The following is a 26831-nucleotide window of genomic DNA, read 5'->3' as shown; positions in this document are numbered from 1 at the left end:
TTCTTATCGTTGTTGCGTATTTCTTCACGGACAACGAACCAAAAAGAATAGGATCGAGAGGAAGTGGTTTTTAGTGTTCACTAAAGGTCTGATTTATACAGAAAATCCATTTTTGTTGATTCGAATCTGTTTTTCATTGATATTGTCTCCAGGATTCGTTGATATGGGACTCTGATTGGACAGAAAGGGTGACTCATCAGATCTTTTCTCTAAGTTAAAACTGAATCAAGCTCCTAACAAAGTGCTTGCAACATTTTGCCGTGTATTTTCCTTCAATAGGCGAAAAAAATTTATGCTTTCTGATCCAAAAAACGCAGACATCTAAGTCTGCGTTTTTCACTGTTTTATGTGATGAAGTTCTTTTTGATTAGCCAAATAAGCCAGTGGCTCATGATGAATAAACCGGCGGATATTTTCCACCGTCACCTGAGCTACCCTATTGACACTTTCCTTTGTCGTTCCACCGATATGCGGGGTGGTGATCAGATTATCAAGATCGGGAAGCAGTTCTGCAGGCGGCTCAGATTCGAAAACATCAAGTGCGGCCCCGCCGATTTTTTCCAGGCGCAGAGCATCAAACAAAGCCGGTTCGTCAATCAGTGCTCCTCGGGAAATATTGATCAGGAACGCAGAAGATTTCATTTTATCTATGGCCCGGGCATCAACCAGATGATAATTGGTTTTCTTCAGTGACGTGCTGACAACAATATAATCGGATTCAGCAAGCAACCTGTCCAGTTCCACGAATGATGTACCCAACCTGGCTGCGGCATCATAATCCTTGTGCACGCCATAGGCAATCACTTTCATATCGAATGCACCGGCAATCCGCGCAATTTTCATGCCGATGGAACCAAAGCCGATAATACCCAAAGTCTTGCCACTGCACTCAAACCCGTTGCTGTGGAGCCAGTGGCCTTCTTTCGTCTGTTTATCCAGCTGTGGGATCTTCCTTGAGATTGCGACCATTAACCCGATTGCGAGTTCTGCGACCGACGTCGCGTTCTCACCAGGGGCATTACTGACGTAAATCCCTTTTTTCGTCGCATAGTCAATATCAACGTTATCGAGACCGGTACCTGTTTTTAAAATGTATTTAAGCTGTGGCGCGGCATCAATTACTTCACGATCAGCGGGGGCTACCGCAGTGATATAAACAGATGCATCACGTATTGCTTCAATGATATTCTGTTTGCTGCGTGCCTGATCGAACATCAGGCAGTTCACTTCCGCGCCAATGGCTTCAAGCTGGCTGACCATCGTTTGATGAATTGGAAAATAGGATTTTCCAACACAAAATAAAACTTTCATGCCCTTGATCCTCCCTTCAGGACAGTGCTGCTCAATCATTCAAGCCCGCAAGTCCCATGGGTTTTTATATATCCATTTTAACAGGTCTCAGGCAATCTTACCAAGCAGCACGGCTTTTGCGTTCAGCTTTCTTTCAACAAGAGGGAGCTTAAAAGATCATTATTGCCACTAATTTACGTTGGAATGAACAGACAAAGAGTAAGAAAACTCTCATTCCGTTTTTATACTGTTTGCCGGATTCACGGCAATCCCAAATTTTTCATCAACTTCTTTGATTCCTATTAGGCGAAATCCATCCTAATCAGTCAACAAGTCAGCTACAATCTCATACCTCCTCCACAAAAGTTACCGTTTCGCTGATTTCTATCGATGGATTTAATGATTGAACAACGGGGCAGTTCTTTGGAATCAGATGCAGGTCTTTGGTCGCTTTTGTCTGATCCTTCTGACTGACTCTGATGTGAAAATGGACAAATATTTTTGAAATAGGCTGGGTTTCCAGCTCCGTGTTTCTTTCATAATCCACATCAATGCCCATCATTTTATATGGAATTTTTTGCTTGCTAAGGATTCCTTCATAAACATATGTACTGCAGGCAGCAGTTGCAGCAACAACAGTCTGTATTGGAGAAAATCCGAGTTCCCTCAGCAGAACCCAATTTCCATTTTCATGAATGAGTTCAACGTGGCCTGAATTGTCAATGAGCTGCATTACGTGATCCTCCTTTTTATTTTTTTAAAGCATTGTATTTACGGTGATAGTCCGCAATTTCATCTTCCAAACAAAAGACAAAATGTTTAGGAGAAATTTCGTACAGTTTTCCGGTATCTCCCTGCTCTTCTCTCCATTGATAGTCAATGCGCTGACGCTTTCGTTCGAATATCGGATCGGGCTGTGGAATGGCGGACAGAAGTGACTTTGTGTACGGATGAAGAGGAGAGCAGTAGAGTTCATCTGAATCAGCCAGTTCAACAATTTTGCCTTTATGCATCACTGCAATTCGATCGCTTATATATTTAACCATAGATAGATCATGGGCAATGAACAAATAGGTCAATCCTTTTTGGCGTTGAATCCTTTTCAACAAGTTAACAACCTGCGCCTGGATGGATACATCCAGTGCGGAAATCGGTTCATCGGCAATAATCAGTTTCGGGCTGACGGCGAGTGCTCGTGCAATACCTATCCGCTGCCTCTGGCCTCCGGAAAATTCATGAGGATTTCGTTCTGCATGCTCGCGCGTCAGACCGACCTCTTCCAGCAAATCATAGACCTTTTGATCACGCTCCGCCCGTGTCTTGTATAGATGGTGGACATCCATGCCCTCTGCAATAATATCTTTCGCAGTAAAATGAGGATCAATAGAAGCAAAGGGATCCTGAAAAATCATCTGAATGTCCCGCCGGAGTACATCCCGTTCAGAAGCGCCCTTCATTTGAAACACATTTTTCCCATTAAAGAGTATTTCCCCGTCCGTTCGATCATAAAGCTGGATAATCGTTCTTCCCGTAGTTGATTTTCCGCATCCTGATTCTCCTACCAGCCCAAATGTCTCGCCCTCATAAATATCAAAAGAGATGTCATCAACCGCGCGGACTTCTTTACGGGTTCCCGGAGAAAAATACTTTTTCAGATGCCGGATTTCCAGCAACTTCTTTCTGTCCTCACTCATCAATGATCTCACCAGCCTCCTGCAGCTGTTTAAAAATCTTCTCCCGGCGCACAATTTCCTCAGGCGGATCAACCTTAGGCGCTCTCGGATCAAGCAGCCAAGTCGCTGCATAATGAGTCTCTGAAATTTTAAACATTGGCGGTTGTTCTTCTGTATCAATTTTCATTGCATAGGGGTTGCGCGGAGCAAATGCATCCCCCTGAGGCGGATCAATCAAATCAGGGATCGATCCGGGAATTGAATACAATTCCTTGTCTTTCAGATTCAGTGTCGGCATCGAACTGAGCAATCCCCATGTGTAGGGATGTTTCGGATTATAAAAAATTTCATCGACCGTTCCGACTTCCACAATTTTTCCGGCGTACATAACCGCAACACGATTGGCCATATTGGCGACAACACCCAAATCATGAGTAATAAAAATAATAGATGTCTGAGTCTTTTTCTGAAGCCCATTTAATAGTTCGAGAATTTTTGCCTGAATTGTGACATCCAGTGCAGTGGTCGGCTCATCGGCAATCAGAATTTGGGGGTCACAGGCTAATGCAACAGCAATAACCACCCTTTGACGCATTCCACCGGAAAATTGGTGAGGATATTGTTTAATCCGGATCTCCGGCTGGGGAATGCCAACCATTTTCAGCAATTCCACGGCTTTTTTTTTCGCTGCGCTTTTTATTAATCGCTGGTGCATCCGCAAAGGTTCGATAATTTGCCGCTCAATCGTCATTGTCGGATTCAGCGAAGTCATAGGATCCTGAAAGATCATGGCAATGTCTTTCCCACGGATTTTTCGCATTTGCCTCTGAGAGACATGCAGCAAATCCATACCGCCAAAAAGAATGCTGCCACTCTTGATCATTGCCTGCTTTTGTGACAGCAGGCCCATAACTGCTCTTGCTGTCACTGATTTTCCCGAGCCGGATTCACCGACAATTGCGAGTGTCTCGCCCTTATATAAAGCCAGATCAATCCCGCGAATGGCCTGTACTTCTCCTGCATGTGTTTTAAAAGATACTGCCAGTTCATTAATTTCCAGTATTTTCTTTTTCGCCATGTATATCCACCTCAACAAAGGCTTGTATTCTGATCAATTCTTTGGTTCCAATGCATCTCTGAGTGTGTCACCTAGAATATTAAAGGAAAGAATGACAACCAGGATGAGAACACCCGGGAAGACAGCAAGATATGTCGCGGTCCCGATGTATCCCTGTGCATTATTCAGCATGCTTCCCCACGAAGACGCGGGCGGCTGAACGCCAAGTCCCAGAAAGCTTAGGGCGGATTCGGTCAAAATCGCATTAGCGACGTTCAGGGAGGCGGCTACAACAATGGACGGCATGACTCCGGGAACGATATGTTTAAAAATAGCGCGCCACATTCTTACCCCAATGGCTCTGGCATAAAGCATGAACTCCTGCTCTTTAATACTCATTGTCTGCGAACGGACAACCCTGGCAACATCCATCCATGAGAGCAGCCCGATAATGATAATGATATTCTGCACGCTCGGTTTCAGATAGGCATTAAGGATCATCAGTACAAAGAACGATGGAAGTGACATGAAAATATCGAGAAACCTCATAAAAAAGCTGTCAACAAATCCGCCGAGATATCCGGATACCGTCCCAACTATCGTCCCAAGAAAAACAGCAATTAGCATAGAAAACAGCCCAACCGCGAGCGACACTCTCCCGCCATAGAGGACACGTGTAAAATAATCCCGTCCATGATCATCTGTCCCAAACCAGTGAGTAGCCGAAGGTAAAAGCAGCTTGTCCTGAATTGACAAATAGTTGGGGTCATAAGGTGACAGAAAAGCAAACAAGCAAAAAGCGGAGATAATAATCAAAACGATGCACGCAGCGATCGCCCGTTTGTCATGGCATAGCCGATAAAGCACGGACTCACGGCGTTCTTTATAAGCTACCTGTCCGGATGACTGCGCGATATTGGGCAGGAGTTCAAAACGTTCATCATGCATCTATGATTCACCTTACTTTCGAATTCTTGGATCGACAATTTGATAAGTAATGTCTGCAAAGAGATTGCCCAATATCAGCATCAATCCAGAAAATAAAGTCATCGCCATAATCACCGGATAATCCAAGCTGAAAATGGCGTCGACACTCAACAGACCCAGTCCTGGCCACGAAAAAACACTTTCCGTAATATACGCACCGGAAATAAGCATCGGCAGCGACATCCCGAGCAGTGTAATCACAGGCAGCAATACATTTTTCAGGACATGATTCCAGAGTATCTTCCAATCAGGCAACCCTTTGGCATAGCCAAATTCTACATAACTTTTCTTAAGTTCAGATATCGTATTTGACCGGACATACCGGTAATAAGCGCCGCACCCTTGGAAAGTCAATGTCGCTATCGGCAGAATGGCATGCTGCACCAGGTCGGGAAAACTGTTGACGCCGATCGTCCTCATACCGAGAGAAGGCAGCCAGTTCAGCTGGACGGAAAAAAAATCAATCAGGATGATACCGAACCAGAAAACAGGAATAGAGATGCTGATGTATGAAAGCAAATTCAGTACCTGATCCAGCCAGGTATCAGCATATTTCGCCGCCACCAACCCAAGCGGGACAGCAAAAATCAGAGTCAGCACGAGTGATGATCCCATTAAGCCGATCGTTGCCGGAAGTCTCTGAAGAATCTGCCCCAGAACAGGCTGGCTGTTTTGAAGAGAGTAACCCAGATTCCCATGTAAGACCTGAATCAGCCAGCGGATATACTGCTCATAAATGGGCAGATTGAGCCCTAGGCTTCTCCGGATCCGTTCGACATCTTCCGGATGCATGTTAGGTGTCACATACATTTTTACCGGATCACCGGGAGCGAGCTTAGCCAGAGCAAAAGAAATAATGGAAATTACGAACAGCATTGGAACGATTTGAAGTACACGCCTTGCTATCATTTTGCTCAATCGTTATTCCCTCCAAAAAACAGACTTGGTGTTTCCACCAAGTCTCTAATCCATCTCATAAACTGTATTTCATTATTATTTCAGATAGAGTTTTGACAGATCTCTGAAAATAGTTACCGGTTGCGGTTTTGCTGCCTGTATGCCACCAAATTTTTTATTTATAGCGAGTATCGCATCATCGTAAGAGATTGGATAGATGACCGCATCATCTGCGATTTGTTTCTGAATCTGATCATAATAAGCTGCGCGTTTGGTCTGATTGGTCTCAACAGCGGCCGCGTTCCAGAGCTTATCCAATTTGGAATTGTGATAGTTGGCGTAATTATAAGGTGAATCCGACTGATAAAGTACTTTATACACATCGGCTTCCGGCCCCATGATATAACCGTTTAACAAAATGCCGTAAGCCTTGCTGTTCCGGTCAAGAGTAATATTATTCAGTGCCGTAGGATCTGTTGGTTTCAGCTGAAGATTCAAGCCGATTTTTTTAAACTGTTGCTGGAAATAAAGGGCAATGCTTTCCTGAGCCGGATTATTATTCAGGTAAATAATAGAAAGCGGTTGCTTCGTATCCACTTTGCTCTTACCCAAAAGTTGTCTCGCTTTTGTCAGATTATAAGGATAAGCTTGGACGTTCGTATCCTGGAATTTTACATCGGAAGTAAAGATCGATGAGGCAGGCACGCCGTACTTGCTCGACCCATATGCAGATTTGATAACGTCCTCACGGTTAAGCGCATAGGACAATGCCTGGCGGAATGTTTTGTTTTTAAATGCCGGCACATTCTCATTGAAGACTGCATAGTTCAAGCGATATTCAGGATATGAAATAACTTCTGTATTTCCCCTGCTAGTCACATTCTTTACATCAGCCGGCTGAATGGCTTTCAATTGAATACTTCCATTTTCAAGTGCAAGGTTGGCTGCATTTTGATCTTTTGTAATCTGGAAAATAACTTTATCAAGATGTGCTTTCCCGCCGAAATAATAGTTATTCCGCTGCGTTTCTACATATTGGCCGGATTTATAGGTAACAAACCGGAAAGGGCCGGAACCGACCGGATGATTATTCTTCGTACTCTTCTGGAGATCGCCTTCGTTTTTAAACACGTGCTGCGGAATTGGATAAAGCTGTTCCAGACTTAGCGGAAAAGCCGGTGCCACCGTGGGTAAGGTGAAGACAACCGTATTTTTGTTGATCGCCGCAACTTTTACAGGTTCGTTGTTAAAGACAAAGTTCCCGCGGAGATCACTGTTCTGTTTCGTGTCAAGGATCGAATTCAGCGTGAAGACAATATCATCTGCCGTGAGGGGCGTACCGTCACTCCATTTCAGATTTTTCTTCAGAATCAGCGTATATTTCAGTTGATCCTTTGAGGCGGTCAGCTTATCCGCCAATGCCGGTGTAACGTTTCTCCCGTTGATGTAAAACAGGGGCGAATAGAGCGCCTGTTGAATCGTCAGGGTTACTCGGTCGCTGGCGTAATTAGGGTTCAGAACAAGTGGATCACCGGGTACGGCAACCGTTAACGACCCTCCGTTTTTACTATTGTTTGATGCTGTATTGTTTGACCCGCATGCGCTTAACGTTAATATAAAAATAAGAGCCAAAAGGACAACCAAAGATTTCTTCAAAATCAACTTCCCCCCGCTGTTAACACAATTTCCCCTCTGAAATATAGTCTCTCTAGAATGCAATGGCGGCGCAGGCAGATGATTGATATCTCTATGTCCTCTGCCTACGCTTTTTTCAGCGGCAAAAAAAACAAGCCGCAAAGATAAAAAGGCCTGTTGTTATCCGTCCCTCTCATCTTTTGAACACCATCGTGTTCCTGGAATTAACACCGTGCACCATGTGCTGGTTGTCGGGCTTCACTGGGCCAGTCCCTCCGCCGCTCTAGATAAGAATTATATTCAATTGAGTTGATGTAACTACTATAAAGGGTAAGACTGACGCTGTCAATCATTAAAACCTATTTATTTGATAGAATTAATTTGTATTTTGACAGTATCAAATAACAGCTGATATTTAAATCCCGTTCAATCTGTTTTTTCATAACTGATTTTCTCTTTTTCTGCCCTCAGAATCTTAACATCCCTCGGTGCCAGTTTGATTAGTCTACTTTCCTCACGTCCGGTTAAAAGATCAACAAAGATCGGATCAATGGCGAACATTTTTTCAGTATCGGAATGGTTGAGAATAAAATAGTATTTTATATTGTGGCTTTCACGCACCGTTACTTCCACATCTTCAGGCACGCTCAGTGGCGGGAAAACTTGAGTTCTTTCCATGATGCCGATAAGCAGATGTTTCAGATAGACTGTATCGGGATGAGTGCCGACATAATAGGCCTGTCCCTTTCCGTAGGCATGGCTGGTGACTGCAGGCATACCTGTGAGATAACCGTTTTTGAATGTCGCCAGTGCGCCAGCTCCTCGCAGTTGAATGTACTCTTCCCAGATCCGGATCGATGAATCTCCCCATGGCGTTGCGATTTGGTGAACCTGTCCTTTCTTCATTGGTGCGAATTCCTCAACGTAGATGCCGAGCAGCTCTCGGTATGCCCCGGGATAACCGCCGAGATAGACCCGGTCGGAAAGATCGACAATCCCGCTGAAGAAGTTGGTCAGAAAGATTCCTCCATGCCGGACATATGCTTTCACTTTTTCAGTAAAAGATTGCGGCACCTGATAACTGGCCGGCGCCAGTACAACACGATAAGGTGTTAAATCTTCTTCGAAAGGGACAAAATCAGCACTAATGTTCAGTTCGCGAAGAGTACGGTAATAGGTGCCCAGTTCGGAGGCATACCGGACGAGATTCGATGGTTTTGAACTTTGCTCCAAAGCCCACCAGTTTTCCCAATCAAAAACAATCGCAACTTCCGCCTTGAATGTTGTGCCAACCAGCTCGCGGCACTTTTTCAATTCCTGTCCAAGCGCAGCCACTTCCCGGAAACTGCGGCTGTCTTCATCATTGGAGTGGGGAACCATTCCGCTGTGAAACTTCTCCGCTCCTCCCTGTGATGCCCGCCACTGAAAGAACATGATGCCATCCGCTCCGTGAGCCACCGCCTCATAACTCCACAAGCGCATCTGCCCGGGTGTTTTTACAGCATTTTGTTCCCGCCAATTGACCGCACCGGGCGCCTGCTCCATTAACAAAAAAGGTTGTTTCTTCAGGCTCCGTGTCAAATCATGTGCCATAAAGTATTCATAAGGGACATGCTGGAAGGGATCCGGATAAGCGTCCCATGTGACTAGATCCATCTTCTTAGCCCACATAAAACCGTTGATTGGCTTATGCAGCCCCATCAGATTGGTCATCACCGGAATCCGCGGTGTATAGTTTTTGATGATATCCCGTTCCATTTTAAATAAATCCAGAATGGAATCATTCATAAAACGTTTATAGTCCACCTGCTGATTCGGATTGTGCTGCGCCGGCATTTTCCCTGGAAGGTTGATTTCTTCCCATGCGTAATATCGCTGACTCCAGAAATCCGTCGACCAGCTTTTATTTAATTTTGCGATCGCACCATACTTTTTCTTCAGCCATACTTGAAATTTAGCTTTGCACGTTTCGCAGTAACACTCGGAAACATGGCAGCCGTATTCATTATTGACATGCCACATGGTCAGTGCCGGATGATTCCGATAGCGAAATGCAAGCTGTTCAGCAAGAGCCGCCGCCAATCTTTGATAATCCGTGCTGTTCGGGCAGTAATGCTGGCGTGATCCCGGCAGAAGCCGTGTTCCGTCAATCGAAACCGGAAGCGACTGCGGATACTTGCGTGCCAGCCAGGCCGGGGGTGCGGCTGTCGCCGTTGCTAGATCAGCACGAATAGCATTCGCGGCCAGCATGTTCATGATTTTATCCAAAGTACCGAAATCATAGGTTTCCTCATCCGGTTGAAGGCTTGCCCAACTGAAAATATTAACGCTGACATAATTAACGCCGGCTTTCTTCATCAGCCGCATATCTTCAGCCCATACCGATTCATCCCATTGTTCCGGATTATAGTCTCCGCCATAATAAAAGGCGGTTTGTACACTCAGCATGCCGGACAGTCTCCTTATGAATGAGCTAGAGTAGATCCAGGAAAATTAGCTTAATTGCTATGCTGCAATCCTGTCACTTCAATGTACATATTTCTTATGAAACTTCTTACCTGTATCTTGTCTTTTTACAGCTTACCAGCCATTCCTTCTGCCGGTTTATCAATTTGGATTTGGAATTTTGCCAGCCGTATCCGTCAGCAGTGTCGTTGCCGGTCATTCGGCGAACGTCACAGATTCATTAAGCCTGATACGCGGATGGAGAGACTGGATGACCGGACAGTTCCCGGGAATTTGCATGAAAATTTGTTTGGCGGCTTCCTGACTTGCTCGTGGCACATCAATCAGGAAGCGGACGTCAATTTGCGAGATTGGATTGGGATAGGCAGTACTCTCCTGATAATCGAAAGAGACGTTGATCAGCTGATACGGGATCTGTTGTCCGTCAAGTAACTGTTCAAATACATAAGTACTGCACGCAGCCGCAGATGCGGCGATCAGCTGAACCGGTGAAAAACCTTTTTGCCTGCCGAGCAGCCAGTTTCCGTTTTCATGGACAAGCTCGATGGTTTCTGATTGTTGAATGAGTTCCATCACGATCACCTCACAACTAAATTTCTATATTACATGGCATGTGAACTTCTACATGATCCTCTAATAAAACGTATGACAGGCAAAAATCTTTTATGTCCAACCGAAAACCAGTTAAAACAACACCGATCATCTGCCAGTTTTATAGTGAAATGGGCAAAGCCTGCTGATTTTCCAATCAGCAGGCTTTGCCGAAGTTAGATGTTTTTTTGAAACGAATATTACTTGTTTCCATGAGACTCCTTATAATGTTGAGACTGAAGGTGGAAAATTCTCAGGAGGATTTTTGTTATAGGGTAGAAAAGCCGCGAGTATTTACGGATAATCCAGCTTGAAAAAAGTCCGACAACGATGCTCCCAAGAATGTCCGTCGGCCAGTGAACGCCGGTATAAATTCTCGAAAACAGCATAATTGCTGTAAAGGTCGTAAGAATACGGTTAATCCACTTGTTTTTACCCCAGGTAGCGGAGGCAATGGCCGTGCCGCCCGATCCGTGATCGCTTGGAAAAGAAGCATCGGGAGCATGGGGAATAAGCTGGTGAACAGTACCATGAGGCAGCGCAACAAACGGTCTCGGCCGCGCCCATATATGCGAGATGATTACATTGATACAAAGCGCGAGGATTGCTGAAAACACGGCGAGTATCAAGGAATGGCGCCCTTCAAACTGTGATCGGGGCAAGCTGAACCAGAAAACAATGAAAAGAAGCGCATAAATTTCGGGCGAATACTGCGAAACGAAAGCAAAGAACATATCCAACCAAGAGACATGCCCTGCCAGATTATTAATTGCATGGAATACAGTAACATCAAACGGATTCATTGAACATTCCGTCTCCCTTCTTAACACCTGATAAAATTCGAGCACCCGGCAGGATTTGTGAACGCAATGTTAAGAAATGTTAAAAACGCATTTACAAATAAGAATTAAAGTGGGTCCCATATTCTGAAAGGGCTGTGCTTACAGTGATGTTCAGTTAAATATTGGTTTTATTCCGGCAGCAGGCGGTAGGTTTGCGTTAATACTCCCAGGTTCCTTGATCAATCAACGCAACCCTCTTTCCGGAGCAAAAAAATCTAAATCCTGTTATTTTTCAGATTGTTTCTCGTTTTGGCTGGCCCTGTGGATACAATCTTTGCCCCTAGCCCCCCCTTAGAATTTGAGTGTCAACTACGAAGTATAAAATGCGAACCATATCCATGTATTTAATGTAGTGGCCATTATTCGAAAAGAGTGAAGTCTGTGCAGAAAATAATCGGTTGATGAAATTCAGCATGGTTAACAAACAGCGGGTCGATAATCAATTCCTGCTCCTGCACTCTATTCCGGATTAATATTTAATCATCAAGGATCCGCGAATGATTAAAGGCAAGGAGTCAATCATGAAACGTATATTGAATCAGTCTAATTTAGTTTATTTGTTATTCACAAGCGCTTTACTGGGTGTTACCTTTTACAATCTTTTCTACAATTTGGGCAGTTTTCCAATTGCCAGTTTTGATGAAGCAAGGCATGGCGTCAGTGCATATGAAATGCTCATATCCAGAAATTTTATTGTAAATACATACATGTATAAGCCGGATTACTGGAATCTGAAACCTCCTCTCAGTTTCTGGACGATCATACTTGGTTACAAAATAGCCGGATTCAATGCACTCGGGCTCAGACTGGTCTCAGCCGTCTGCGCTCTGCTCACAGTCATCACGGTGACGCTGTTTGTCCTGAAAAGGCATGGAAAAGTTGCTTCTGTCGTATCGGCACTGGTGCTGACGACATGTCTACAGTTTTTCACCAATCACTGCGCCAGAACGGGGGACCCGGATGCCCTTTATCTCTTCCTGTTTACGTCGGCCATTCTTTCACTGCTTCTTTCAGATAAAAATAACAGGTGGATTTACGTTTCCGGGCTTGCATTCGCATTGGCTTTTTTAACAAAAAGTTGGCATGCAGGCAACATTATCGTTATCATGGGTCTATATTTCTTTTTTTCAGGAAAATATAAGAAGCTGTCGTTCAAAAACTGGTTCATTCTTGGTTGTTGTCTATCAGTGCCAATCTTGGTATGGGTAGTTCTAAGGTATCAGTATGATGGATTTACCTTTTTCAAGGAAATGATTGCCTATGATCTGTTTAAGCGTTCAACGACTACAATTGAGGGCCACTTTGGGGGAAAACTTTATTACCTTAATATTCTCTCACATTATTTTATTTACTGGCTGGTCATTCTGTATGGTCTGATCTTAGCCTATGCTAATCAGAGAATAGCCTTCAAAAAGATAATTTCGGCACAAAAAGCTTATTGGATCTGCATTGCTGCCTGGGCAAGTGTACCTTTATTCCTTTTTTCCCTTGCGCAAACGAAAATCAGTTGGTATATCATACCTATTTATCCTGCATTGGCCATTATAATAGGTGTGCTTTCCAGCCGTTTTCTGAGAAGCGGAAAATTAGAAATGAGAATCATACTTCTGGCTTCTCTCTTGTTTGTTTCGGCTTCTTACGAAATGAAAATTTATCAATACGTCACTCATCCTCCGATTAATTCACAGCTTGTCCTGATCCAAAAATTGCGGGAGGTGAAAACAGTCAGGGGCGCCACGCTGTTTAGCTACGACCGAACAAAGCCATGGTCGCAGGACGCTGTGTTAACAGCAGAGCTGTCAGCCAATTTACGGGTTAGCAATGGCAACTTTAGAGATTTTCTGAATACACAAAGAGCCCTGCTTTTCATACAAAAAAAATATGACACCGCAACCTTTATCAAAACGAATAAATTACGGACTGTTGCCTCCGATACATGGGGTTATATTGTATCAAGAAAAGCCATTGATCCTAGCCATCACAGTGATCAGGGAACTGCCTTGGATAAATTGACATAATATAGAAACGTGAAAAGAAGAAAAACGATTGAAGCATTGCTTTTTGTACTACATCCAGCTAGTATGCAAAGCGGACAATCGATGTCTGTGCTGTGATTCCGTTCGTATCTGGAAACTCCATATAATGAAAATAAGGACCTTATAGCAGGAATAATGATGTAAGGTCCTTATTTCTATTCAAGAAACTTCTCATTTCTTTTTAAGAATGATTGTCCATTGCAATGTCAGTATTCTTCAAAGTCAGTTATCCCGTAGCCATCTTCCGATCTCAGCGGGGAATCATCGCCATTACCTGAGTATCATTGAAATCAATGACTGCCTGTCTCCCTCTGCTAGATCAATTAAAACAGTACCGTCAGCAATCCGACATATTCTTTAATCGCTGTAAAAGTCACGCTGCCATCGGATGGAACGAACTGTCCCGGATATATGGCAACTTTTTTGCTGGTAAGATAATCCGTTGGATAGGGCTGCACTTTGATACCGATTTTGCTGAAATTCCGGGCAGCACGAGGCATATGGAAAGCGGAAGTCACTAGAATCGGCCGGCTGTAATGATGCCGCTCAAGCAACTTTTTTGTATATAACGCATTTTGGCGTGTGGTAATGCTCTTATCCTCAAGAATTATTTTATCTGCGGGCATGCCGAGTGCGATCAGTTCGCGCTTCGCAATCACTGCCTCGATACCGCTGTCCGGATAAACCTTGCCTCCCGAGGTAATCACGGGAAGCCCGGTTTCCCGATACAGACGAAATGTGGTGATCAGCCGATTCGCTGCGTCTCCGGACAGCTGGCCTTCCCCATTCATATCCGGGGTGCCCAGCGTCGCCCCGCCGCCCAGCATGACAATCACGTCACCACGGACATGGGCAGGCGGCTGATAGCTGTTCTCGAGCGGATGGATAAGCAGAACTCCAGTCAGCGGAATAAAAGAAAGATAAAGGAAAAAAGTAAATCCACCGACCAAGAAAGAAAGCGTCCGATTCCGCTTGTACAGCCATATGCTTAGAATAATCAGCAAGGTTACAAACAGGCCCGGAGGCAAAATAAATCCATAAATAAATTTGATGACGTATTCCATCGTGAACCTCCGCTCTTCGCTTCATCCATAAGATCATCGTGCTTCAACGGCTCTATTCCTAATACATGAAATCAATGTCCACTTTTTTAAACAGATTTGACACCTATATTATTCTGATGAATCAAAACAGTCGTGCCGGTGAAGCGCATCGATTGCCACAAATAGTCATTGTGAGACCAATTAAAAGCTCGAACCGGAAGATGAAGCATTCGATGTATCCTGCCGGTTGGTTATTTTCTGACCGACAATTTTCAGTATTCCGGGCGCCGTTTCTTTAAGCTGGTAAGTGTCAGTATAGGAAAAGCTTTTGCTTGTCTGACTACCTGAGTTCGGATCAGTAATCGTTTCATCCCAGCTTTCATCAACAGTTACACTGAACACCCCGCCGCCGAGACTGATCACGCTATTGATATTAAACGATGTATTCGATTCCGAAACGCCCTGTTTGTAAAAGTTATCCGCACTCTGAATTTGAGCCTTCGCATAGTCTGTGCCGCTTTCAAAATAATTAGCGAAGTTCGTTGCATCATCCAGAGACACCGCGGTGGAAAGCGCATCATAAAATCCCGGAAAATAATTATTCAATGTGCTAATATTCGCCTGCTCATTTTGGCTGTCCAAAACGTAAAAGTTTCCCGAATCTACCTGATTAAAGTTTAGATCAATACCATCCGTTTGAGCCTGGTCGAGAGAAAAGCCGGTACCGAAGCTTGAGTTTCCGCTCGAAACCGAAACCGGATCTGTCTGAATCGATTGGCCATTAACGGTATATTTTGCATAGAATACGGGTGTGTCATTTTTCTTGAATGGTCCGTACGCTCCGGCCTCCGCAATCGTTTCCCCTGTATCCTTGCCATTCACATACAACTCGGCATCACTGATATTACTTCGGACCTGAATATACACACCGGAAAAATCCACATTTTTGCCGGCAGAAGTGAGACTAACCATCTTTGACGTATTCAAGACCTTTGATTTGCCGTAAAAAGTATATTCACCCGGTATCACCGGCCCAACATCAAGAGTCTGCGGTGTGTTACTATCTGCCTGATCAGCGATTTTCGAATGACCGACACCTAAGATGCCGACTTGCATTCCCTGCAGATTTGTGGTTATTTTTGCTTGAATGGAATTCGTACCAATTCGATAATTGTCAAAAATCAAATACTTTTTGCCGGATTTTTGTAAATAATAGAGCATATTATCCGGCTGGATGATATCCGGTGACTTTGCCGACTGATTTAACGAAGCAACAATGGCTCGATATGTATCAGGCTGACTGTCGAATAGACGAAGCATCGCTTGAATCTGATTGTCGTTCACATCCGCGTGTTCATTCGGCAGAATCAGCTTTTTCAACTCATGTACATTCTGATCGCGAACGGCCTGTTCAAACGCAGCAACAGTTCTGCTCGGATCAGTCAGGTATTTACCCGTAAAGTAGGCCACCGCACCCAGAATAACCACAATCAAAAGCGGAATCAACCAAAGTTTTTTATGTAAACGCGTTTTAGTTTCAGGCTCGTCGAAACGTGTTTCGCGCTGTGCGGTCGCAGCAAAGACGTCAGAAAACACGGCCTGTTCCTTCAGGTTACCCGTCTGCTGTTCCGGGATCCGCAAGCCTTCCGGAGGCCTAACCATCTCTGGCCTTCTGATCATTTCCAGATCTTTCACGTCATCGGGTATCCGCGCTTCACCCGGAAGGCCCGGAATAATGGCGGCATCCGGTGCTGCCGAAACATCTGCAGATATCGGAGCTTCTGCTGCCACAAGAGGTTCGGATATATTTAAGGTTTCAGAAATCTTGGGTTCTTCTGAAACGCTTGGAATATCAGACATTTTCGGCTCTTGAGATTGGGCTGGGGCATGCGGCGCAATGAGTGACGCACCGCAATTTGCGCAAAATCTTGCGCCATCAGGATTCTTTGCGCCGCAATTTCTGCAGAACAAATGACAAACCTTCTTTCTGTTCATTTAATAAAAAAAGGATAAATGCAGATTCATTATACATGATTAAATACAAGAGAGGGGAGTCATAGCGTTAATATTTTATTAGCGGCCATGCAGCATTTAAGTAGTATTTAAAATAACAACAATTAAACTGAAGCACAAAAATGGGGAACAAGCTAACGAATTTCCGTAATTGAGCAATCAGAAAAAAAATCACCGCGTGTCGATCTACATAACGGTGAATTTTTTTAGTGAAGCTTCTTTTATGTCGATAAACACGGCATGCCGACGCTCAGTTTTCCAACTGTTTGATCGGCAATTCATATTTAACGTTTTTCGTGCTTGGCATGGATAATTGCTGCACCATCACGCTCTGATCCTCAACGGTGATAATTCCGTATGAACTGTCATCCGTAAATTTATGGAGATGGACATTCGAACAGTCAATGCCATAGGAAGCTGCGGCGATCACTGAATTCATCAGACCTGAAAGATTAAAAACCGCATTAAAATGGATGTGTCCACTCAGGACTGCCAGAACGTCTTTACCCTGAAGCACAGACAATAACTGATCTGTATTCTGAAGTATACTGTATTTCATATAATCAAGATTCTTGCAAAACAATGGATGATGCACAATGATCAGTGTTCCCTCAGGATTAGGTTGCATTAATTCCTGATTGAGCCAGTCCAGCTGCTTTTCGGAAATGACGCCTTCTTCATCGGTTCCGTTCTTGCTGTCCAAAAAAATCAGTCTTAATCCCTGAACCATGGCAGAATAGTAATATTCGTCGTTCTTATTTTTATCACCCTTGTATCCTGCCCAGAACGGTTCACGAGTATCGTGATTCCCAAGGCAGACAAAGACAGGCACGCCGAATTCCTGCTGTTTCTGCTGCACAATCTTATGCAAGTACCCGTAATCATCCTCAGTCCCCTCGTGAATCAGATCACCGCTGATGACAAAACAGTCCGGATGAATATTTTTCTCTTTGACATCATCAAATAAAGCTAAAAATTTACTAAGTGTATCAATGCCCATCCCGAAGATATCCTTTTTAAAAACCGGGTTAAGATGTATATCTGAAATATGAACGATTGTTATTTTATGTCCCACTGCTTAGCGCTCCAATTCAATAGTTTCTTCTGAACGGGAAAATTCATCTGGATACCCAATGGTTTGCGTTGATGCATGATCGAACAGAAACATCTTCTCCTGATCGATTGAGAAGTAGATCTTCATATTTTCTTTCCAGTCTCTGTCCTCACTGATCGCTGTCATTTCAATTCCATCAAATTGAAAAATGACGCCCAGCTGATTCCCGTATTCTTCTGTACGAATAACCACACCCGTCAAAGCATCGCTTGTCTCCGCCAGCTTGATGTATTCCGGACGAATGCCTAGATACAGATCTGTGATTCGGGATTGTTGAATCAAGCGGATCCATGGTTCTATCAGTTTAATTGACACGTCTTTAAAATGCAGAAAACCATCTTCAAAGCGGGTTTCCAGCATATTGGTCGACGGCGTGCCAATAAATTTGGCCACAAAAACATTGGACGGATGATGGTACGTATTGTAAGGCGTGTCGAGCATCTGCAAGGCACCGTCCTTCATCAGCGCGATCCGTTCACCCAATGTCATCGCTTCAATCTGATCATGCGTCACATAAATGAATGTCTGATGATAGAGCTGATGAATTTTCAATAATTCTCTCCGGGCGCTGATCCGCATCTGTGCATCCAGGTTCGACAGCGGTTCATCAAGAAGGAATATGCTGCTTTGTTTGGCAATCGAACGTGCCAACGCGACACGCTGCCTCTGGCCTCCCGACAAATCCCGGGGATAGCGTTTTTCAAACCCTTCAAGGTTCAGAATTGAAATCACTTTTTTCTGCCTGCGCAGTATTTCTTCACGATCCATTTTGTTCACTTTAAGTGCATAAGAAATGTTTCTTTCGACAGTCATATGCGGATACAGCGCATAATCCTGGAAGACCATTGAAATACCGCGTTTTCCAGCCGGCACATCATTCATTTTTTTGTGATCGATAAAGAGCTGGCCGTCCGAAATATTCTCCAGCCCGGCAATCATTCGCAAAGTTGTTGACTTGCCGCAGCCCGACGGTCCCAAAAGAACCAGCCGCTCACCCTTATTGATGGTTAGATTCAGTCTTTCAATAACTGGTGTCTTCCCATACTTTTTACAAATATTTTCAAGTCGAATATATGGATTCTGCATGTAACGATCTCCTTCATTCACTTTACTTAATCCCAGACTGGCTGAACGTGTTCAATATATACCTCTGAAAAAAGATATATAAAATGAGTGGAATGATCATCGTCACCATTGAAATCGACATGGCAATCGGAAAATTGGTGCCGCCTTCCGAACTGATAAACATTTGCAGTACGAGCGGCAGTGTGAAATTGGCCTGGTTCTTCAGAATCAGAGTCGGCCATACGTACTCATTCCACGAATTGATGAAAAACATGATTCCGATTGAAACTACCGCAGGCCGTGTCAACGGAAAGACGATGTCTCTCAGGATACCGAGAGTGCCGATGTTGTCGAGCTTTGAAACCTCAATGAGCGATTTGGGAATCGTCCGCATCGTCTGAGTCAATAGAAATATCCCTGTGGCGTCGCAAAGCTGCGGGAGGACAACGCCGTATATGTTATCCAGCAGGCCTATTTTCGAGACAATTAAATAGTTTGGAATCATGACAACAGTGAATGGAACAAAAATGGTCGCCACAAAGAGAAAATAGAACATTTTCTCTCCGGTAAACCGAAAAAAAGTAAAGGCGTAGGCTGCAAAATAGCTGGTCACAAGTTTGAAAACCGTCACGAGTGTCGCAATGATAAACGTATTTAATATGATGTTAACCATAGGCAGTGTCGTAAAGATCGTTACATAGTTTCCAAAGGTCGGCTTCCCCGGAATCAGACTGAGCATCGAATTATATGATTCGCTCAAAGTCTTAAAAGAATTCGAGACAGCAAAGAGAATCGGGAATAGCGCAAGGATCAGGAAAACAAGCAGCAAAAGGTGCCATAACAGGGCATTTCTTGATTTATTTGCCGGCATAGTACACCTTCTTTTCCACAAACTTAAACTCCAACCAAAGCAGACAAACAAACAACAGCAATGTGATGGTTGACAAAGCGGCTGACTCCCCCGTTTTGTAAAGGACAAAAGCATCCTGATAGGAATGATAGATCAGGTTCGAGCTGGCATAATTCGGGCCGCCCTGCGTTATGACATTGATCGGAGTGAAAACGTACTGCAGTCCCTGAACAATAGTCATGATAAAGACATAGATCCCCGTGGCGCTGCTCATCGGCAGAACAATCTGAAGAAAAATCCGATAAAGCGGAACGTTGTCCATTTTTGCTGCCTCGATGACACCGGCCGGAATATTGGAGACTCCAGCCAGCAATACGATAAAATTGTAGCCAAACACTTTCCATGAAGTAATCAGGCTTAGAACAACAAGGACCAGGCCGCTCGTATTGCTCCAAATCGGTAAATAGATCCCCATATGCTTAAAAATGATCGCAACGGGACCGGAAACAGGATTCAGTATCCAGACATAAAGCATTGAACCAACGACTAGAGAAACTATACTTGGGATGAAAATAACCTTTTTATAGAAATTTTTCCCTTTTGTAATGACGTATTCAAGAACAAAAGACAGTATATAAGGAAGCAGGCAGTTCAAAATAAGCAAGATACCCAGATAGATAAATGTATTGATCAGTATTTTGTATGTGATCGGATCCTGAAAAAGGCTGACGTAGTTATTCAGCCCGACAAATTGCTTTGTCGGAGAAATCATATTCCAGTTCAGAAAGCTTAAATAGAATGTGTAGAAAACCGGCCAGATCAGAAACACAGCAAATATGACTAGTGACGGAATAATAAAGACATAAGCAATCAGTTTGTTTCGGTTTATGGACACTCTTTCCATACGGGAGTCTCCTTTTATCATTCTAAGTAGTTAAGTGCTATAAATGCGGAAGTGCGCAGCTTTAAAATTGAAAAGCGCTCACTTCCCGTTTTTTAACTTCTTTTATTTTTCCAATTGATTGATCTGGGTTTGGGCATCCTTCAGCGCTTTGGCAACTGGTTCCTGTCCGCCAAGGATTTTATCGCGCGTATCAATCATAGCCTGTTCGGCCTGCAACCCGGAATTTCCAGGGAATGATGTCCACGGAACGGCTTTGTCCATCTGGTCGAGTGCCGACTTGATCATCGGGTTCTTGGCGACAAAATCTTTCAGCCCGTCTTTAGCATCCGCGACATCTTTACGCGGCGGTACATAGCCCGTTGCTTCTGTCCATGTTGCCATTGCCGGAACACTGTACAGGTATTTTTCAAATTCCCAGGCTGCCTTCTGCTGGGCATCAGTCTGAGCAGTAATGGCCAGAAAAGAACCACCAGCCGGAACCTTTGCCGGATGGCCTTCAAAGGGAGGGGAAGGGATCGCCGAAACATTGAACTTCGCGCCTTTTTCCACATTGCTCATTTGTGCAACCGTGGTATAAAGCATGCCGACATTACCATTAATAAATGCGGTAACTCCTTGGTCCCAAGGAACATGCAATGCTGTTTTATCTTTTAAGACCATATCTGCATACAGTTGATAAGCCTGGATACCTTCTTTTGAAGCAAAAGTCGCCTTCCCGTTTTTATCAATAATCTGCGCACCATTGCTGAGCATTAACGACTGCTGAGCCCACGTATCGGCAGGTTCCTGAACGTAAAGCCCGTATTTCTGGGTTTTGTCTTTGATGACTTTGGCAAACTGCTGAACTTGCTGCCAGGTTTTTGGCCCATTCTCGCTCAACCCTGCTTGTTTCAGTATATCTTTGTTCAAATACAGAATCGGAGAACTTAAAGAATAGGGAATCCCGATCTGGCCTTTTGACGTTTTTGCTAAATCAAGTATGTTAGGCAAAAACTTGTCCTTCAGAAAATTTTTATCGCTCGGATCAAATTTATTGATGGCCTCATTTGGATCCATATAGCCGAAATTATTGGAGAAATAATCGAGATAAGCCCAGCCGACCTGGACCAGTGCCGGAGTTTTGCCTGCTGCTTTTTCAGCCTGCAGGTTCTGCATCAAGCCTTTATACATGTCCGGATTATATTTGGCAATCACTTTGACATCTTTGCTTTGCGCGTTAAAGTCTTTAACCAGCTGATCAACAGCCTGGCCACCCTGTGTCTGTGCGTTCACGTGCCAGTATTCAATCACCGTTTTTTTATTGGCAGCCCCTGTCGCATTGCCATTCGAGCCACATCCTGCAAGAGGGAGAATTAATACAGCAGCTATCAGTAATGAAAGTAAACTCATTCTTGTCCATCGGATATTCATCATTTTCCTCCCCAATCGTAAATGGTAAAGCATCTCTGTCTCCTGATTTTTCAAACGAGCAATACACATTCTTTCTTCGCTGTTATAAGCAGATTAAGCGCTCCATGCTCTGCGGCACTCGCCTCCTTATAGGTAAGCAATCAGATGATCCGGCCTGACGATGGTCAGGTTATTCCGGCTGTAATGGATGATCCCTCTGGAACGCCATTCATTAAAAGTTTCGGAGATTGTCTGTCTGCTGCAGCCAATAATGTTGGACATCTCCTCATGTGTCAGTGAGAGGTGCAAAGACCAGCCGCTTTTCATTTCATCATGGCACAGTTGATTAATGAGCCAGGCCAGCCTGGACGAGGCAGATTTGCAGGCCAGCTGTTCCACGGTATATTCCTGCTGAATGAGCCGGCGCGTCAGTGTCTGTAAAACCTCCTGGTTGACCTCAGGGTCTGAATAAATTTTTTCGTGCAAAATCTGTGCCGGAAGTGTCCAGATTTTGCTTGTGCGAAGACATTGCGCATAGCAAGGATGATCCTGCTGAAGAACTACTTCAGCCACACCAAAGAACTCATGGGCATTCCGGATGAAAAAGGTCACATCCTGACCTGTACAGGTCGTCTGGCATATCTTCAGCAAGCCGTCTTCAATAAAAAATGTTTCCCTGGCCATATCTCCTTTAACGAATACAAATGAATTTTTCTTGAACTCTTTTAAAGATCCAGATTTTCGAAACAAACGATGTAGCGCGCTGTCAGCTGTTTTGGCAATCATTGTATGCTGCTCCTTTATCTGAATATTCAGTGTCCCGTAACATAATCGCTTAAATTCGAAATTCTGATCTCTGAAGCGAGTATAGCCCAGCGACTTCTCATATTTCTGTCGGATAACCGACACTTTGCAGAGTCTTAACACTATCCATAAAAATCATTTACAACCTTTGCATAGAACAAAAAAACTGCCGGCTTAGGACCGGCAATTCTGTTCCCACGTATTCAGTTTAGCGAACTACATTAAAGCTCCAATTAATTTTGCATCAATTTTCAGTAAACAATAGATTAGGTAGTGGGCTGAAATGATACAGCGGTAATTTATCTGAACCTGTCAGCCGAATATCTCCCCTTGCGTGTCGAATATCAATTATTATCTTTCTCCCGCGTCCGTATAACATAGGCATCCAGTATAATACGGGCAATCACCATAATAGGCAGACGGGAGTGCACTTCATAATCTGGAAAATATGAGATTTGTGATTTGTACCCGACAATGGAAATTTCCGACAGATCACAGAGCGGGCTGTTCCGGTTCGCCGTCAGTGTGATCGTGCTGACGCCGCTTGCTTTACAGTTCCTCGCCGCCTCAACAAGTTCCTCCGTTCTCCCGTTCAGAGAAATGAACATCACCAGATCAGTGGGCCGTAAGCGCTTACTGATAGTCCGGATGATATTCGGATCATCATGCATTTCGCTGTATTTTCCCAGGAGCTGCAGTTTAATCATCATCTCTTTGCCAATCAATTCGGAAAGGCCCCGTGCGAACAGCATGATTTTATCGGCATGAATCATTTTCTGCAATGCATCCTCAATAGTCCCGCTGTCAAGCATCCCAATCGTTTGAACTACTTCACGCTCGTTTTTAAAAATTGCTTCTTTAATCTTGTGATCCACTTTTTCTACAGCGGTAAATTTAATGTTCTCCGCGTGCTCATCTTTCAGCCGAATTTTAAAAGATGTAAAACCGCTGTATCCCAGTTTCTGCATAGCTCTGACAATTGTCGCTGTCGAAACGCTGGCTTCCAAACTTAGCTGTACAATCGATAATTGTGAAATTTGATCAAGATGATTTTTGATGTATTCAACAAGATATTTTTCGCTGCTGCTCAGTAGATGTTCGTGCTCATAGATTCGGGTCAGGAAAGTCGATGTCAATGGAATATCCCTTTCTCTCAACAATGTAAAGCCTTACAGCAATTATATCATGATCTGAAAATCTTTTCGCCAAAGTTATGCGATACTGAATACATGGACGACAGGGAAAGGAGTGACAACCGGATATGATCTATACATGTACCATGAATCCAGCCATCGATTTATTTTCAGAATTTGATACATTCAAACCCTTTGTTGTCAATCGCAGTCATTATGAAGATTATCAGGCAAATGGAAAAGCGATTAATATCTCATTCATGTTAAAGAAAATGGGTATCAACAGTGTGGCTACTGGATTTCTTGGTGGATTTACCGGGAAATTTATCGAATCAACATTGAAGGAAAAGGGTATCGGAACCGCGTTTGTTCATGTCGACGGCATCACGAGAATTAATACTTTTATCCGGACTGGCGAACTGGAGTATAAAGCCGTCAACCACGGCCCTGAGATTAGTAGAATGAGCCAGCAGGAATTGCTGAAACTGATCAGCGGGTTCAGCGCAGCGGACAGCCTGTTTGTCTCAGGTTCCCTGCCTAGAAACGTTGATGACAGCATCCTCATCGAGATCGCGCAGCTTTCGAGACAAAACGGTTTTTCTTTAATCCTGGATGTCAGTTCAAAAGCATTGCTGGAATGCCTGCCTTACGGTCCAAAGCTGATCAAGCCAAGCGACGAAGAACTGGCGGCCTTCCTGAACACTGATCCCGATGCCCTTTCCAGTGATGAAGAAATCATTAACGGAGCCCGAAAGTTGCTGAAAATGGGCGCTCGACACATTATCGTTTCGCGCGGATCAAAAGGCGCCATTTATCTGGATGAGAAGTACACTCTCGTTGCCAGCGCACCAAAAGGCCATGTTGTTAACACGGCATGCGCCGGTGACACAATGCTGGCCACCTTTATCGGCTCACTAATCAAAGGTAAAGGTCTGGATGAAGCACTGGCGTTTGCAACCGCAGCAGCTTCCTCAACGGCTTTTGCAGCGGGACTAAGCAGTCTTCAGGATGTCCCGTTTTTGCTTCAGCAAGTCCATGTCACAAACAAAACTGAAAGCGGGGTTTGAGGAAAATGGAAAAGAAAATCATTGCGGCCACTGGTTGTCCAACTGGTATTGCTCACACTTTTATGGCAAAGAAAGCTCTGGAAGATGCGGCAGAGAAAAAAGGCATTTCAATCAAGGTCGAAACCCACGGACAGGTCGGTATCGAAAATGCGTTGACGGATAAAGAAATTAAAGAAGCTTATGGCGTCATTATTGCCGCTGATAAAGATGTCGATGAAGACCGTTTTATTGGAAAACGAGTGATTAAAGTTTCTGTATCCAAGGGCATTAAAGATCCGGATGAACTGATTAACAAAATACTTAATGAAGACCTGTCACCTTTCAAGGAAGGAAAACAGCGATCATCAAATGCTGGCCATGATCGATCGGAAAGTGAAGATTCTCTTCTGCACAAAATTTACGTTTATCTGATGAATGGTGTCTCCCATATGATTCCTGTCGTTGTCGCCGGCGGTGTTCTTCTGGCTATTTCTTTTATGTTTGGCATTCATTCCGCCGAACCGGGAAACCCGCAATATAACCCGCTTGCTTTTCAACTCAATCACATTGGTGCCATTGCTATGGGGCTGATGGTGCCGATTCTCTCCGCGTATATTGCGCAGGCCATTGGTAAACGCCCCGGACTTGTCGTCGGCTTCATCACAGGGATGATTGCTTTCACTAACGGTACCGGTTTTCTGGGCGGAATTGTAAGCGGATTCCTTTCCGGTTATATCATTGTTTTGCTGGAATACTTATTGAAAAGTCTGCCCCGGCAACTGGACGGATTGAAAGCTATTTTCCTTCTGCCTGTACTTGGCACTTTTATTGGTGGCCTTCTTATGTTTTTCCTGTCATCGCCGATGTCGGCCATTAACAAGGGCATGATGCAGTTTGTCTCCGGTTTGCAGAACTCAAGCCCACTCATTCTTGGACTCGTCATTGGCATGATGTGTGCATTCGATATGGGCGGCCCGGTGAATAAGGCAGCGTATTTGACCGGAACGGCGTTGCTTGCCCAAGGCAACTATTACTTCATGGCCGGTGTTTCAGCGGCCTGCATTGCGCCGCCTCTTGCCACCGGATTTGCCGTCTTATTTGCAAAGAACGCTTATACAGCGGAAGAACGGAATGCCGGATATGTAAATTTTCTGTTAGGATCGACACATATTACAGAAGGTGCCATACCATTTGCAGCCAAAAAACCGTTGACAGTCATACCCTTTCTCATGGTTGGTTCATCCATAGCAGCAATTCTGACCTATTATATGAAGATCCAAGTTCCCGCACCTCACGGAGGTTTCATCATTCTGCCGATCGTCAACCATCCATTTCTCTGGGTTATGGACATTGTCGCAGGCGCTCTTGTTGCCGGATTCCTGATTGCCTGGGATCAGAAAAGAACCGTTCGACAAGAAAACAAATCTGGAATCAACTTCACCTCTGGATCTTTAAAAAATGAATTTCAAACTACTGATGAGCAGGAACCATCTCTGTTGACCGTCGATAATATTTACCTGGAAAATGATCAGATTCAAAACAAGGAAGAACTCTTTCAGTTCATTGCTGATAAAGCTTTTGATAAAGGATACGTTAAGGACCGCAAGGCATTAATCGAAGCTTTTAACAAACGAGAATCGCAGAGCTCAACCGGAATGGAAGGCGGTTTTGCGATTCCGCATGCACAGTCGCCGACTATCGAAAATGCGGCTATGTTTGTCATCAAGACCAAGAGAAAAATTAATGATTGGAAAACATTGGATGGTCTACCGGTATCAATCGCAATCGCCTACTTGATACCTGAAAACGGAAGTAGCGCACATATGCACTATCTCTCGGACATGGCACAAAAATTGATGAACCAGTCAATCGTCAGCGCTCTCCAGAACGCCCGAACGAAAAAGGAATTATTTAATGCTTTAAATGCGTAACGACTTTTTCCTAAGTTAAGAGTATATGGAATTGTCTCACTTGCGGATTCAAAAAACCGAAATGG

22 protein-coding genes and 1 riboswitch are annotated in these 26831 nt (G+C 44.2%); of the genes, 3 read left to right on the top strand and 19 right to left on the bottom strand.

Annotated features, from left to right (window positions below):
• Nucleotides 1–336 precede the first annotated feature (336 nt).
• From COP04_RS05155 to COP04_RS05110, 10 genes are all read right to left on the bottom strand, one after another.
• On the bottom strand, nt 337–1311 hold the full coding sequence (locus COP04_RS05155; protein WP_100487005.1) for a phosphoglycerate dehydrogenase: 975 nt from the start codon (nt 1309–1311) through the stop codon (nt 337–339).
• Between the two features lie 325 nt (nt 1312–1636).
• Nucleotides 1637–2023 (bottom strand): OsmC family protein, encoded by a 387-nt coding sequence (locus tag COP04_RS05150; protein WP_100487004.1) that lies wholly within the window; start codon nt 2021–2023, stop codon nt 1637–1639.
• A gap of 16 nt (nt 2024–2039) precedes the next feature.
• The gene (locus COP04_RS05145; RefSeq protein WP_100487003.1) at nt 2040–2984 is read right to left on the bottom strand and encodes an ABC transporter ATP-binding protein; all 945 of its coding nucleotides are present in this window, start codon (nt 2982–2984) and stop codon (nt 2040–2042) included.
• Entirely contained in the window at nt 2977–4041 is a 1065-nt protein-coding gene (locus tag COP04_RS05140; RefSeq protein ID WP_100487002.1) for an ABC transporter ATP-binding protein, read from the bottom strand. The genes COP04_RS05145 and COP04_RS05140 overlap by 8 nt, the downstream gene beginning before the upstream one ends.
• Before the next feature lie 33 nt (nt 4042–4074).
• A complete protein-coding gene (locus COP04_RS05135) occupies nt 4075–4968 on the bottom strand; it encodes an ABC transporter permease (RefSeq protein ID WP_100487001.1) in 894 nt (297 codons plus the stop codon).
• A gap of 12 nt (nt 4969–4980) precedes the next feature.
• On the bottom strand, nt 4981–5925 hold the full coding sequence (locus COP04_RS05130; protein WP_100487000.1) for an ABC transporter permease: 945 nt from the start codon (nt 5923–5925) through the stop codon (nt 4981–4983).
• A 75-nt stretch (nt 5926–6000) separates the two neighbouring features.
• Nucleotides 6001–7560 (bottom strand): ABC transporter substrate-binding protein, encoded by a 1560-nt coding sequence (locus COP04_RS05125; RefSeq protein WP_100486999.1) that lies wholly within the window; start codon nt 7558–7560, stop codon nt 6001–6003.
• A gap of 169 nt (nt 7561–7729) precedes the next feature.
• A riboswitch (SAM riboswitch) is annotated at nt 7730–7833 on the bottom strand.
• Between the two features lie 132 nt (nt 7834–7965).
• The gene (locus tag COP04_RS05120; protein ID WP_193437388.1) at nt 7966–9987 is read right to left on the bottom strand and encodes a beta-galactosidase; all 2022 of its coding nucleotides are present in this window, start codon (nt 9985–9987) and stop codon (nt 7966–7968) included.
• 213 nt (nt 9988–10200) lie between these two features.
• Nucleotides 10201–10578, bottom strand: coding sequence for an OsmC family protein (locus COP04_RS05115; RefSeq protein ID WP_100486998.1), 378 nt, complete (start codon nt 10576–10578; stop codon nt 10201–10203).
• A gap of 218 nt (nt 10579–10796) precedes the next feature.
• Complete coding sequence (locus COP04_RS05110; RefSeq protein ID WP_100486997.1) at nt 10797–11399, bottom strand: undecaprenyl-diphosphatase; 603 nt, start codon at nt 11397–11399, stop codon at nt 10797–10799.
• 560 nt (nt 11400–11959) lie between these two features.
• Between COP04_RS05110 and COP04_RS05105 the strand changes: the two genes are divergently transcribed.
• The gene (locus COP04_RS05105; RefSeq protein ID WP_100486996.1) at nt 11960–13456 is read left to right on the top strand and encodes an ArnT family glycosyltransferase; all 1497 of its coding nucleotides are present in this window, start codon (nt 11960–11962) and stop codon (nt 13454–13456) included.
• A 341-nt stretch (nt 13457–13797) separates the two neighbouring features.
• Here COP04_RS05105 and COP04_RS05100 read toward each other — a convergent pair whose 3' ends face one another.
• The 9 genes from COP04_RS05100 to COP04_RS05060 form a co-directional block, all read right to left on the bottom strand.
• Nucleotides 13798–14538 (bottom strand): YdcF family protein, encoded by a 741-nt coding sequence (locus COP04_RS05100; protein ID WP_100486995.1) that lies wholly within the window; start codon nt 14536–14538, stop codon nt 13798–13800.
• 180 nt (nt 14539–14718) lie between these two features.
• On the bottom strand, nt 14719–16488 hold the full coding sequence (locus COP04_RS05095; protein WP_157800184.1) for a zinc ribbon domain-containing protein: 1770 nt from the start codon (nt 16486–16488) through the stop codon (nt 14719–14721).
• Nucleotides 16489–16780: 292 nt separating this feature from the next.
• Nucleotides 16781–17605: a metallophosphoesterase family protein gene (locus COP04_RS05090; RefSeq protein WP_100486993.1), complete on the bottom strand. Its 825-nt coding sequence runs from the start codon at nt 17603–17605 to the stop codon at nt 16781–16783.
• Between the two features lie 3 nt (nt 17606–17608).
• Entirely contained in the window at nt 17609–18730 is a 1122-nt protein-coding gene (locus tag COP04_RS05085; RefSeq protein ID WP_100486992.1) for an ABC transporter ATP-binding protein, read from the bottom strand.
• 22 nt (nt 18731–18752) lie between these two features.
• Entirely contained in the window at nt 18753–19580 is an 828-nt protein-coding gene (locus COP04_RS05080) for a carbohydrate ABC transporter permease (protein ID WP_100486991.1), read from the bottom strand.
• The gene (locus tag COP04_RS05075; RefSeq protein ID WP_100486990.1) at nt 19567–20463 is read right to left on the bottom strand and encodes a carbohydrate ABC transporter permease; all 897 of its coding nucleotides are present in this window, start codon (nt 20461–20463) and stop codon (nt 19567–19569) included. The genes COP04_RS05080 and COP04_RS05075 overlap by 14 nt, the downstream gene beginning before the upstream one ends.
• Before the next feature lie 102 nt (nt 20464–20565).
• Nucleotides 20566–21873, bottom strand: a complete 1308-nt coding sequence (locus COP04_RS05070) for an ABC transporter substrate-binding protein (protein ID WP_204988023.1) — start codon at nt 21871–21873, stop codon at nt 20566–20568.
• Nucleotides 21874–21999: 126 nt separating this feature from the next.
• Nucleotides 22000–22638: a Crp/Fnr family transcriptional regulator gene (locus COP04_RS05065; protein ID WP_100486988.1), complete on the bottom strand. Its 639-nt coding sequence runs from the start codon at nt 22636–22638 to the stop codon at nt 22000–22002.
• A 362-nt stretch (nt 22639–23000) separates the two neighbouring features.
• Nucleotides 23001–23816 (bottom strand): MurR/RpiR family transcriptional regulator, encoded by an 816-nt coding sequence (locus COP04_RS05060; protein ID WP_420852735.1) that lies wholly within the window; start codon nt 23814–23816, stop codon nt 23001–23003.
• A gap of 101 nt (nt 23817–23917) precedes the next feature.
• On the opposite strand from COP04_RS05060, the gene pfkB reads away from it, so the two are divergent.
• Together pfkB and COP04_RS05050 are read left to right on the top strand one after the other, a co-directional pair.
• A complete protein-coding gene (pfkB, locus tag COP04_RS05055; RefSeq protein ID WP_100486986.1) occupies nt 23918–24856 on the top strand; it encodes a 1-phosphofructokinase in 939 nt (312 codons plus the stop codon).
• A 5-nt stretch (nt 24857–24861) separates the two neighbouring features.
• Nucleotides 24862–26766, top strand: coding sequence for a fructose-specific PTS transporter subunit EIIC (locus COP04_RS05050; RefSeq protein WP_100486985.1), 1905 nt, complete (start codon nt 24862–24864; stop codon nt 26764–26766).
• The last annotated feature ends 65 nt before the right edge of the window (nt 26767–26831 follow it).

Source organism: Sporolactobacillus pectinivorans, from assembly GCF_002802965.1.
In the GTDB taxonomy this organism is placed as follows: Bacteria; Bacillota; Bacilli; order Bacillales; family Sporolactobacillaceae; genus Sporolactobacillus; species Sporolactobacillus pectinivorans.
This window is presented reverse-complemented; position numbering and strand designations above follow the sequence as displayed.

Bases quoted from the DNA above. Each gene is read 5' to 3' on its own strand.
- COP04_RS05120 (WP_193437388.1), bottom strand. From the start codon at position 9,987: ATGCTGAGTGTACAAACCGCCTTTTATTATGGCGGAGACTATAATCCG.
- COP04_RS05065 (WP_100486988.1), bottom strand. From the start codon at position 22,638: ATGATTGCCAAAACAGCTGACAGCGCGCTACATCGTTTGTTTCGAAAA.
- COP04_RS05135 (WP_100487001.1), bottom strand. From the start codon at position 4,968: ATGCATGATGAACGTTTTGAACTCCTGCCCAATATCGCGCAGTCATCC.
- COP04_RS05075 (WP_100486990.1), bottom strand. From the start codon at position 20,463: ATGGAAAGAGTGTCCATAAACCGAAACAAACTGATTGCTTATGTCTTT.
- COP04_RS05145 (WP_100487003.1), bottom strand. From the start codon at position 2,984: ATGAGTGAGGACAGAAAGAAGTTGCTGGAAATCCGGCATCTGAAAAAG.
- COP04_RS05155 (WP_100487005.1), bottom strand. From the start codon at position 1,311: ATGAAAGTTTTATTTTGTGTTGGAAAATCCTATTTTCCAATTCATCAA.
- COP04_RS05105 (WP_100486996.1), top strand. From the start codon at position 11,960: ATGAAACGTATATTGAATCAGTCTAATTTAGTTTATTTGTTATTCACA.
- COP04_RS05050 (WP_100486985.1), top strand. From the start codon at position 24,862: ATGGAAAAGAAAATCATTGCGGCCACTGGTTGTCCAACTGGTATTGCT.
- COP04_RS05150 (WP_100487004.1), bottom strand. From the start codon at position 2,023: ATGCAGCTCATTGACAATTCAGGCCACGTTGAACTCATTCATGAAAAT.
- COP04_RS05085 (WP_100486992.1), bottom strand. From the start codon at position 18,730: ATGCAGAATCCATATATTCGACTTGAAAATATTTGTAAAAAGTATGGG.
- COP04_RS05110 (WP_100486997.1), bottom strand. From the start codon at position 11,399: ATGAATCCGTTTGATGTTACTGTATTCCATGCAATTAATAATCTGGCA.
- COP04_RS05080 (WP_100486991.1), bottom strand. From the start codon at position 19,580: ATGCCGGCAAATAAATCAAGAAATGCCCTGTTATGGCACCTTTTGCTG.
- COP04_RS05140 (WP_100487002.1), bottom strand. From the start codon at position 4,041: ATGGCGAAAAAGAAAATACTGGAAATTAATGAACTGGCAGTATCTTTT.
- pfkB (WP_100486986.1), top strand. From the start codon at position 23,918: ATGATCTATACATGTACCATGAATCCAGCCATCGATTTATTTTCAGAA.
- COP04_RS05070 (WP_204988023.1), bottom strand. From the start codon at position 21,873: ATGAATATCCGATGGACAAGAATGAGTTTACTTTCATTACTGATAGCT.
- COP04_RS05115 (WP_100486998.1), bottom strand. From the start codon at position 10,578: ATGGAACTCATTCAACAATCAGAAACCATCGAGCTTGTCCATGAAAAC.
- COP04_RS05100 (WP_100486995.1), bottom strand. From the start codon at position 14,538: ATGGAATACGTCATCAAATTTATTTATGGATTTATTTTGCCTCCGGGC.